The following is a 10,843-nucleotide window of genomic DNA, read 5'->3' as shown; positions in this document are numbered from 1 at the left end:
CTAGGCTACTTATCCCCTATAGAATATAGGAAATTAGCAGCCTAGAAAATAGTGTTTTTATTGAGCTCCCTTAGTAAGGGTGCAGTGCCATAAGGCTAAAAGGTTTATGTATGGAGACGGCGGGAGTCGAACCCGCGTCCAAGGATCCTGCAGCTGATACTTCTACGTGTGTAGTCCTGTTATTAAGTTTCGCTATTAACCTGAAAACAGACATCCTGGTTAATAACTAGCTCGATTAATCTCTTCTGTACAGACCCCAAGCGGAGGTGTACAGCGTATCCTACTTAAGTTGAACCTCTACATCAGGCACATAGGCGATGCGTGAGAGAGGTGCAGAGTGCGATTAGGCAGCTACTGCGAAATTGTTTGTTTTGCCAGTTATTATAAACTGTTGTGTTGATGACGAAGACAACCCTCCGACACGCTATACCAGCCCAAGTGACCCCTGTCGAATCCGTAACGCCCCCGTGGTTAGTATTTTCTAACTAGCATTTTCTAATATAACAAAATTATAAGTGAGTATCAAGAAAAATGATTGTATTGAAGATGGCGCATGTTTTTTATTTATGAGCCAACTTTAGCAGTATACCCTCATCTTGGTATTCATCTTGGCTCATGTTTTTTATTTATGAGCCATCTTCAGCAGTATATTCTCATCTTGAGATTCATCTTGGCTCATGTTTTTTATTTATGAGCCAACTTTAGCACTATACCTTCATCTTGAGATTCATCTTGGCTCATGTTTTTTATTTATGAGCCATCTTCAGCAGCAGTCGCTACTTCATCATAATCTCACACATCAAAATACGACCTGCTACATAAGCAGGTCGCACTTATTCTAATATCTTTCTTTCATTGCACGGTCCATTTCACGTTTCGCTTCTTTCGCTTTCAGTGCATGTCGCTTGTCGTAATCTTTCTTACCTTTTGCTACACCAATCAGCATTTTACAGTACCCATTTTTAATATACAATTTAAGCGGTACCAGCGTGTAACCTTGCTCGCGTGTCTGACCGAACAGTTTATCAATCTGCTTACGTTTTAACAGTAATTTACGTGTTCTGAGCGGGTCATGATTGAATCGATTTCCTTCTTCATATGGCGCGATGTGCATATTATATACAAACACCTCACCTTTATACACACGTGCATACGAGTCGCGTAAATTCGCACTCCCACGTCGGATAGATTTAATTTCTGTTCCCTTTAATTCAATCCCCGCTTCAATCGTCTCTTCAATTATATAGTCATGACTTGCTTTTCTGTTCTGTGCTAATACTTTTCCTGTCCCTTTAGGCATAACGCCACCTCTACTTCTTCTTTCTGCGTCCTGAATTTTTCACTGCTTTAGATTTATAGAATGGTTTTTTATTTTTGTTTTTACTCATCTCAGCACCGCGTGCTTTTCCGCGCCCTTTTTTACGCGGTTTTTCATTTGTTGATTTCGTATTGCGCTTCGCTTTAATTTTCACTTCGCGAATTTTGTCTTCAATCTTTTTCATATCCATTCCGACAATCGCAAAGTCGATCATGCGTTCATCAACATTTACGTTAACGACTTTTACACGCACTTTCTGTCCAATTCGGAAAACTTTACCGTGACGTTCACCAATCATAGCCATGTGGCGTTCATCGAAGTTATAGTAATCGTCTGTCATATTTGAGTTATGAACCATACCTTCAATCGTATTCTCAAGTTCGACAAACATTCCGAAGTTCGCAACACTACTAATGATACCATCAAATTCTTCTCCGATATGCTGTACCATATATTCTGCTTTTTTCAGATCATCAGTATCACGCTCTGCATCGATTGCACGGCGTTCTCGTTTAGATGTATGGTCGCTTATTTCAACAAGTTTTTCTGCCCAGTAATCCTGTGCTTTATCATTCATTGATTTCTCAATCAAATATTTACGAATCAGTCTGTGTACGATTAAATCCGGGTAACGTCGTATCGGCGATGTAAAGTGCGTATAATATTCTGCTGATAGTCCGAAATGACCTAAATTTTCTTCAGCGTATTTCGCCTGCTGCATTGAGCGCAGCATTAACGTAGATATTACGAGTTCCTCTGGTTTGCCGTGAATTTCCTTACCGATATTCTGTAAAGTTTTCGGATGAATATTCTCCGTACCACCTTTAACTAAAATACCGAAATTCGTAATAAACTCGAAGAATCGTTTTAAGCGGTCCGCTTTCGGTTCTTCATGTACGCGATAGAGAAACGGTACTTCCATCTTCGCAAAGTGTTCAGCAACTGTTTCATTTGCTGCGAGCATAAATGACTCGATCAAACGTTCACCTAATCCTCTGTCACGTATTGCAACTTCTCTCGGTACACCGTCTGTATCTACCAATATCTTCGCTTCTTTTAAATCAAAATCAATCTCCCCACGTGCTTCACGCATGCGTTTGAGTATTGCAGCAAGTTCTTTTGCATGTAGGAGCATTTCATGAATGTGCGCATACTTTTGAATGAGTGCCTGATCGTTATCTTCTAATATGGCATTCACATCATCATAGGTCATACGTTCGTCCGAATGTATAACACTTTCATAAATTCTATGATTGACCGTATGACCATTCGACGTAATCTCCATTTCACAGCTGAGTGTCAATCGATCAACGTGTGGATTAAGCGAGCATATACCATTACTAAGTCGATGTGGAATCATCGGGATTACGCGGTCGACTAGATACACACTCGTACCACGTTCATACGCATCTGCATCAAGACTAGATCCTTCTGTTACATAATGGCTGACATCTGCAATAGAGACGATTAAACGGTAATTCCCATTATCCAGTTTCTCAACACTGATCGCATCATCAAGGTCCTTTGCGTCAGCTCCGTCAATCGTAATCGTCAGCACGTCACGTAAGTCCGTGCGTCCGGAGATTTCAGATGCACTTATTTCATCCGGAACATTATTTGCTTCTTCAATCGTCGCCGGATTAAACTCAATGTTAATACCATGCTGATAAATAATCGATAATATATCCACACCAGGGTCATTTTTATGACCAAGAATGGCTTTCACCATGCCTTCAGGGTTATTCGTGCCATCAGCATATTCCGTCAGTTCTACAAGCACTTTATGACCTTCAACTGCCCCTAAATTTTTACCTTTTGGAATAAAGATATCTTGTGTAATTCTTGAGTCATCCGGTAATACAAAACCAAAATGTTTCGCTTCAGTATAGGTGCCGACAACTTGAGTGATCGCACGCTTTTCAATTGCCTTTACTTCACCTTCATTACGACCATCTCGCGCCTTTGATACGCTCACAAGTACCGTATCTCCATCCATGGCACGATTAATCTTATTCGGTGGAATAAATACATCATCTACTGTTTCGTCCTCTGCTCTTACGAATGCAAAACCTTTCTTATGCTGACTAAGTGTCCCTTTTACGAGCGCTTTACTGCCATCAAATGCAATGAAGTACTTATCGTTTTTCGTGCGACTCAACTTTCCTGTTTGTTCTAAATGTACAAGCGTTTTAACTAAATCTTTAAATGCATCTGCACTCTCAAGATTTAGATGCGCTTCTAGTGCTTCTATCGTAACTGCACTACCCTTTAATGATTTTAAATATGCAATTACTTCATGTTCATACAGATGCATATAATTCCTCCTTTAATTTGACCAGTCTAATTGTTCTAAAAACTGATAATAATCTTCAAATAACTGTTCTTTTTCTTTATCTATTGTTATAACGTGACCACTTTGTTCGTACCAATGCAATTCTTTGTCATCGCTTTCTGCTTCATTGTAGATAATGTTCGCCGAATCCGGATTAATCATCGTATCCAGTCTACCTTGAGCTACAAACAGTGGCGCGTATACATTATCTACTGTATCTCGGACATCTTGAATCGTCTTTTGTAAATCTACAAGCATATCTGTCGGATGAAAAGCTTCCATTTCACGATCAATTTGTACCTTTGATTTACCTTCACGTTTCTTAAACTCACTTGCATATGCCAGGACACCCTCATACATATTGCCAGTCGTCTTAATATACATCGGGCTGCACATTGTAGCTACAGCTAACACATCACGATATTGCGCCAGCTTCAAAGCGAAGACACCACCAAGCGATAGTCCTGCTACTGCAATTTCATTATATCCTTTTTCTACTAAGAAATCATAAGCTTCTAGGACTTGGCTCCACCATACATGAGGACTAGATGCAAGCAGTTCTTCTGGGGGTACTCCATGACCTTCATAGTGTGGTGCATAACTTGTATAACCTTTTTTCTGCAGGAATCGTCCAAGTTGTCTCACATCTGATGAATTCCCAGTAAACCCATGTAATAATAGAACTGCTCTTTTTCCCTCTTCAAAAAAGAACGGTTCTGGTAATCTTATTTTCATAATACATTCTCCTTTTAATATCCTCATCTACTATTGTAAGTTTTTTGCGCACAGATTTAAAATAAAAAAGCCCGAACGCGATTGTCCGGACCTGTGTTAAATATTAAAGTAACCAATAGCAATAGTAATTAAGAACAATAATACCGATGCAACAATTGTGATTCTATTTAATATTAATTCTACACCACGTTGTTTTTGTTTACCGAAAAGTGTCTCAGCACCGCCACTGATGGCACCTGATAAACCGCTGCTCTTACCTTCTTGTAAAAGTACAACTGTGATTAATACGAAACAATCTATGATTAATAAAACGGTTAATAGCGTATTCATGAGTGGTCCTCCTATATGATAACTCTTAACATTTTACCATATATACATAAAAAAAGGAAGAGACGTCGTCACGTCTCTCCTTTATAAATGCAATTATTTATTTAAATTGTAGAATGCATTTAAACCTTTAAATTTTGCAGTTTCAAATAATTCATCTTCAATACGTAATAATTGATTGTATTTCGCAATACGGTCAGTACGTGATAATGAACCTGTTTTAATTTGTCCAGCGTTTGTTGCAACTGCGATGTCCGCAATTGTAGTATCTTCAGTTTCACCAGAACGGTGTGAAACAACTGCAGTGTAACCTGCTTTTTGTGCCATTTCAATTGCTTCGAACGTTTCAGTTAAAGTACCAATTTGGTTCACTTTAATTAAGATTGAGTTACCAACGCCTTCGTTAATACCGCGTTCTAAAATCTTAGTGTTCGTAACGAATAAATCATCACCAACAAGTTGTACCTTATTGCCTAAACGATCTGTTAATGCTTTCCAGCCTTCCCAGTCATTTTCATCCATACCATCTTCAATTGTGATGATTGGATATTTGTCTACTAATTCTTCTAAATAATCTACTTGTTCAGAAGAAGTACGTTTTTTACCGTTTTCACCTTCAAATTTAGCGTAGTCATACACACCGTTTTCGAAGAACTCAGAAGCAGCACAGTCAAATCCTAAGAATACATCTTTGCCCGGCTCAAGTCCTGCAGCTTTAATCGCTTCTAAAATCGTTTCAACAGCATCTTCAGTACCTTCAAATGTCGGTGCGAATCCACCTTCATCACCTACAGCAGTTGATAAATTACGGCCTTTTAAGATTTTCGCTAAGTTGTGGAAAATTTCAGCGCCCCAGCGTAATGCTTCTTTGAAGTTTGGTGCTCCTACTGGTAATACCATGAACTCCTGGAATGCGATTGGTGCATCAGAGTGAGAACCACCGTTAACGATGTTCATCATCGGAACTGGTAATTCAGTACCGTTAAATCCACCTAGATATTTGTACAAAGGTACACCTAAATAGTCAGCAGCAGCACGTGCTACAGCGATTGATACACCTAAAATTGCATTGGCACCTAATTTACCTTTATTATCTGTACCATCTAAAGCGATCATCATTTTATCGATTGATACTTGATCAAGTACTGAGAAGTCACCTTCAATAATCTCAGGTGCGATAATTTCATTAACGTTTTCTACAGCTTTTAAAACACCTTTACCCATGTAGCGATCTTTATCGCCATCGCGTAATTCAACTGCTTCATGTTCACCAGTTGAAGCACCTGAAGGTACTAACGCACGCCCTAGTGCACCACTTTCAGTGAATACTTCTACCTCAATTGTTGGATTACCTCTTGAATCTAATACTTCGCGTGCATATACATCTGTAATAATTGGCATTTATAAAAACTCCTCTCAATTTGTGTTCTTACTTATTATTATTGATTTAATTGAAATAATCAATTATTTGTAATTCATTTTCTGTATAACATTAACCTTTTTGTATCAATGTTTCCCCAGTCATATCAGCTGGTTTTTCAACACCTAATAAATCTACTAACGTTGGTGCTAAATCAGCTAAACGACCACCTTCACGCAACGTAATACCTTCACGCGTAACAATAACAGGAACTGGATTTGTTGTATGTGCCGTCATTGGGCTTCCATCAAGCTTTAACACTTCATCTGAATTACCGTGATCAGCTGTAATAATCGCTGTTCCTTGCATTTCCAAGATCTTATCTACTACTGCACCTAGACATTCATCCACCGCCTCAATCGCTTTAATCGTTGGTTCCAGCATGCCAGAATGTCCGACCATATCAGGGTTTGCAAAGTTTAAAATAACTAAATCTAAATCACCCTTATCGAGTTCCGCAAGTAATGCATCACGTACTTCATAAGCACTCATTTCAGGCTGTAAGTCGTAGGTTGCAACTTTCGGTGAATCAATCAATACACGACGTTCACCTGGAAACTCATCATTACGCCCACCACTCATAAAGTAAGTTACGTGCGGATACTTTTCTGTTTCAGCGATACGCAGTTGCGTCAAATTATTGTTTGCTGCAACTTCACCAATTGTGTTCACTAAGTCTACCTTTTCGAATACAACATCCGCTTTCACTTGATCGTTGTACTTAGTAAATGTAACAAATTTGATTCCGATTAGACGCTTATCCATCTTGAATCCATCAAATTCTTCATTCGTATATACTTCTGAAAGCTGTGCTGCACGGTCAGGTCTGAAGTTGAAGAAAATCATCGCATCTCCATCGTTTACACCTGTGTTCTCTTCTCCTTTTTCGTGGTCTTTAACCACAAAAGGAACAACGAACTCATCATTTACACCTTCTGCATAACTTGCTTCTACACCTGCAGCAGCAGAACTATATTCTACACCTTTACCGTATGTCATGGCATCATATGCTAATTGCTCACGATCCCAGCGTTTGTCTCTATCCATCGCATAATAACGACCAGAAACAGAAGCAAATTGACCGATACCAATCTCTTTAAACTGCTTTTCAGTTGCTTCGATATACTTAAGCGCTGTCTGCTGACCGACATCGCGACCATCTAAAAATGCATGGACATAAACCTTATCCACCCCTTGCGCTTTCGCAAGTTTGAGTAACGCAAATAAATGTTCATAGTGACTGTGCACGCCACCATCAGAGAGTAATCCCATTAAGTGCAAGGCTGTATGTTTCTCTTTTACATGCTGCATTGCGTCTAGCAGCACTTGATTCTTAAAGAAATCACCATCTTCAATCGATTTATTGATACGTGTTAAAGACTGATACACAACACGGCCTGCTCCAATATTTAAATGACCTACTTCAGAATTACCCATCTGTCCTTCAGGCAGTCCTACATCCAATCCACATGCTTTTAATTCGCTATGTGGATATTGATTGTAGTAACGGTCAAAATTTGGTTTATGAGCTTGCGCTACTGCATTCCCAAAGGTTTCTTTACGGTTTGCAAAACCATCTAAAATGATTAAAGCTGTCGGGCTTTTCATTACTTAGCACCTTCTAACAATTGAACAAAAGAATCCACTTCTAACGATGCGCCACCTACTAATGCACCATCGATGTTTTCGTTTGCCATATATTCCTTGATATTACCTGGTTTAACAGAGCCGCCATATTGGATACGTACAGCTTCAGCTGCATCTTTACCGAAGTCTTTTTCCACAACTGAACGCACGAACTTACAGCTTGCTTCAGCATCTTCACTTGTTGCAGATTTACCTGTGCCGATTGCCCAGATAGGTTCATAGGCAATAACAAGCTGTTTCACTTGTTCAGCGTCAAAACCTTTAAGTGCGTTGCTTACTTGAGCACCGACTTTACCTTCAAACTGACCTGATTCACGTTCTTCGTCTGTTTCGCCACAACAAATGATCGGTGTCATCCCATGTTTAAATACTGCCAATGCTTTCTTATTAATATCTTCGTCTGTTTCACCGAAATATTCACGACGTTCAGAATGTCCTAAAACTACATACTGTACACCTAGATCCTTTAATGCTGCTGGAGATGTTTCACCAGTGAACGCACCACTATCTTCAAAATAACAGTTTTGAGCGCCGACTTGTAAGTTTTTTACATTAGCAGAAATAATTGCATCTAGTTGAATATGTGGTGCACAAATTACTGCATCAACACCTTCTGCCGGTAACTCTGGTAAGCTTGAAACAAATGCTTTCGCTTCTTTTACCGTTTTGTTCATTTTCCAGTTTCCTGCGATAATTGGTTTTCTCATTTATAAAACTCCTTTTTATTTGTCAGAAATTGATTTAATACCTGGTAGTTCTTTACCTTCTAAGTACTCTAACGAAGCGCCACCGCCTGTTGATATATGTGTAAACTTATCAGCGAATCCAAGGTCCATTGCTGCTGCTGCTGAATCTCCACCACCAATAATTGTAGTAGCATCTTTCAGTTCGGCAATTGCTTTACATATTCCTACAGTACCTTTCGCAAAGTTACTCATTTCGAACACACCCATCGGTCCGTTCCATACAACAGTTTTAGCACCTTCAAGTTCTTTGCCGAATAATTCGACTGTTTTAGGACCGATATCTAAAGATTGTAAGTCAGCTGGAATGTGATCGATTGCTACTGCTTCGATTTCTCCATCATTTGAGAACTCTTTTGTCACTTTCGCATCAATAGGTAGAACAAGTTTATCTTTACCGCGTTCCATTAAATCTTTCGCTAAGTCAATTTTATCTTCCTCTAATAATGAATGACCGATTTCTTTACCTTGTGCTTTCAAGAATGTGTACGCCATGCCCCCACCGATCAATACTTTATCAGCCACTTCTAATAAGTTCTCGATAACACCGATTTTATCTGATACTTTCGCACCACCTAAAATTGCAACGAAAGGACGTTCTGGATTTTCAACGACCCCACCGATAAACTTAATTTCTTTTTCCATCAAGAATCCTGCAGCAGTATCTAGATGCGTCGCAACACCGACATTCGATGCATGCTCACGGTGAGCTGTACCGAAAGCGTCATTAACAAATACATCGCCAAGTGATGCCCAGTACTTCCCAAGTTCAGCATCATTCTTACTTTCTTTCTTACCATCAACATCTTCGAAACGTGTGTTTTCGAATAATAATACTTCACCTGGTTGTAATGCGTTAATTGCTGACTCTAACTTTTCTCCGCGTGTTTCAGCTACGAACTGAACCTCTTTATCCAGTAATTCTGATAAACGGTTTGCTACAGGTTGAAGTGATAAATTCGCTTTATCTTCTTCAGTTTTCACTTTACCAAGGTGAGAGAATAATATCACTTTCCCGCCTTGCTCGATAATATATTTAATAGTAGGTAATGCTTCAACGATACGATTATCGTTCGTAATGTTCCCATCTTTCATCGGTACATTGAAATCTGCACGCACGAGTACTTTTTTATCTTTTAACTCTAAATCTGAAACAACCTTTTTAACCATGTTATGGCCTCCTAATAATATATTCTTACAATATAATTATACCAAATAACTTATTAAAAAAAGCAGGAGAAGCGAAATCTTCCCCCGCTTACGCGTGAATAAATTATTATTTAGCTTGTGCTTGTTCAGCTAAGAATTCTAATGTACGAACTAATTGTGCAGTGTAGCTCATTTCGTTATCGTACCAAGCAACTGTCTTAACCATTTGGTGTTCACCAACAGTCATTACACGTGTTTGTGTTGCATCGAATAATGAACCGTAAGTAATACCGATAATGTCTGATGATACGATTTCATCTTCAGTGTAACCAAATGATTCGTTAGAAGCAGCTTTCATTGCAGCATTTACTTCTTCAACTGAAACTTCTTTTTCTAAGATTGTAGTTAACTCAGTTACTGAACCTGTTGGAACTGGAACACGTTGAGCTGATCCGTCTAACTTACCTTTTAATTCAGGGATAACTAAACCGATTGCTTTTGCAGCACCAGTTGAGTTAGGTACGATATTGTTCGCTGCTGCACGTGCACGACGGAAGTCACCTTTTGCGTGTGGTGCATCTAATGTGTTTTGGTCACCTGTGAATGCGTGAACTGTCATCATTAAACCTTCGATAATTCCGAATTCGTCATTTAATACTTTAGCCATTGGTGCTAAACAGTTAGTAGTACATGAAGCACCAGAAACGATCTCTTCTGAACCATCTAATACATCGTGGTTAACGTTATATACTACAGTTTTTAAGTCACCTTTTGCTGGCGCTGAAATTAATACTTTTTTAGCGCCTGCTTCGATATGCGCTTGCGCTTTTTCTTTGTCAGTGAAGAAACCAGTACATTCTAATACAACGTCGATTCCTAGTTCGCCCCATGGTAATTCAGCAGGGTTAGGATTTTCGAATGATTTAACTTCGCGACCGTTGACACGGAATCCGCCTTCGATTACTTCTACTTCTTCTTTGAAACGACCTTGTGTTGTATCATATTTTAATAAATGCGCTAACATTTTATCATCTGTTAAGTCATTAACTGCTACAACTTCAATTCCTTCAACTTCTTGTAATCTTCTGAATGCTAAACGTCCGATTCTACCAAATCCGTTAATTGCTACTTTTACTGCCATAATGTATGGCCTCCTTTAAATGTCTATTTTT

General features: G+C 39.0%; 9 protein-coding genes and 1 other RNA gene. All 10 read right to left on the bottom strand.

Features of this window, described 5'->3' with window-relative positions:
- Positions 1 to 108: 108 nt before the first annotated feature.
- The 10 genes from ssrA to gap all read right to left on the bottom strand — a co-directional run bounded on the left by ssrA (position 109) and on the right by gap (position 10,812).
- Positions 109 to 467, bottom strand: a transfer-messenger RNA (tmRNA) gene (ssrA, locus tag CD152_RS04905).
- 371 nt (positions 468 to 838) lie between these two features.
- Complete coding sequence (smpB, locus tag CD152_RS04900) at positions 839 to 1,300, bottom strand: SsrA-binding protein SmpB (protein ID WP_012656437.1); 462 nt, start codon at positions 1,298 to 1,300, stop codon at positions 839 to 841.
- Positions 1,301 to 1,310: 10 nt separating this feature from the next.
- Positions 1,311 to 3,632 (bottom strand): ribonuclease R, encoded by a 2,322-nt coding sequence (gene rnr, locus CD152_RS04895; protein ID WP_101140381.1) that lies wholly within the window; start codon positions 3,630 to 3,632, stop codon positions 1,311 to 1,313.
- A 12-nt stretch (positions 3,633 to 3,644) separates the two neighbouring features.
- Entirely contained in the window at positions 3,645 to 4,385 is a 741-nt protein-coding gene (locus tag CD152_RS04890) for an alpha/beta hydrolase (RefSeq protein ID WP_086038295.1), read from the bottom strand.
- Between the two features lie 96 nt (positions 4,386 to 4,481).
- The gene (gene secG / locus CD152_RS04885; protein ID WP_012656434.1) at positions 4,482 to 4,715 is read right to left on the bottom strand and encodes a preprotein translocase subunit SecG; all 234 of its coding nucleotides are present in this window, start codon (positions 4,713 to 4,715) and stop codon (positions 4,482 to 4,484) included.
- 93 nt (positions 4,716 to 4,808) lie between these two features.
- Positions 4,809 to 6,113 carry a phosphopyruvate hydratase gene (gene eno, locus CD152_RS04880; protein WP_012656433.1) on the bottom strand — a complete coding sequence of 435 codons (1,305 nt, stop codon included), beginning with the start codon at positions 6,111 to 6,113 and terminating at the stop codon, positions 4,809 to 4,811.
- Between the two features lie 91 nt (positions 6,114 to 6,204).
- Positions 6,205 to 7,740, bottom strand: a complete 1,536-nt coding sequence (gpmI, locus tag CD152_RS04875; RefSeq protein WP_012656432.1) for a 2,3-bisphosphoglycerate-independent phosphoglycerate mutase — start codon at positions 7,738 to 7,740, stop codon at positions 6,205 to 6,207.
- Entirely contained in the window at positions 7,740 to 8,486 is a 747-nt protein-coding gene (tpiA, locus tag CD152_RS04870) for a triose-phosphate isomerase (RefSeq protein ID WP_086038294.1), read from the bottom strand. The genes gpmI and tpiA overlap by 1 nt, the downstream gene beginning before the upstream one ends.
- A 15-nt stretch (positions 8,487 to 8,501) precedes the next feature.
- A complete protein-coding gene (locus tag CD152_RS04865) occupies positions 8,502 to 9,692 on the bottom strand; it encodes a phosphoglycerate kinase (protein ID WP_086038293.1) in 1,191 nt (396 codons plus the stop codon).
- 106 nt (positions 9,693 to 9,798) lie between these two features.
- On the bottom strand, positions 9,799 to 10,812 hold the full coding sequence (gene gap, locus CD152_RS04860) for a type I glyceraldehyde-3-phosphate dehydrogenase (RefSeq protein WP_012656429.1): 1,014 nt from the start codon (positions 10,810 to 10,812) through the stop codon (positions 9,799 to 9,801).
- Positions 10,813 to 10,843: the final 31 nt, after the last annotated feature.

Source organism: Macrococcoides caseolyticum (genome assembly GCF_002902665.1).
In the GTDB taxonomy this organism is placed as follows: Bacteria; Bacillota; Bacilli; order Staphylococcales; family Staphylococcaceae; genus Macrococcoides; species Macrococcoides caseolyticum.
The sequence above is the reverse complement of the archived record's forward strand: the minus strand, read 5'-3'. Positions and strand labels throughout refer to the sequence as shown.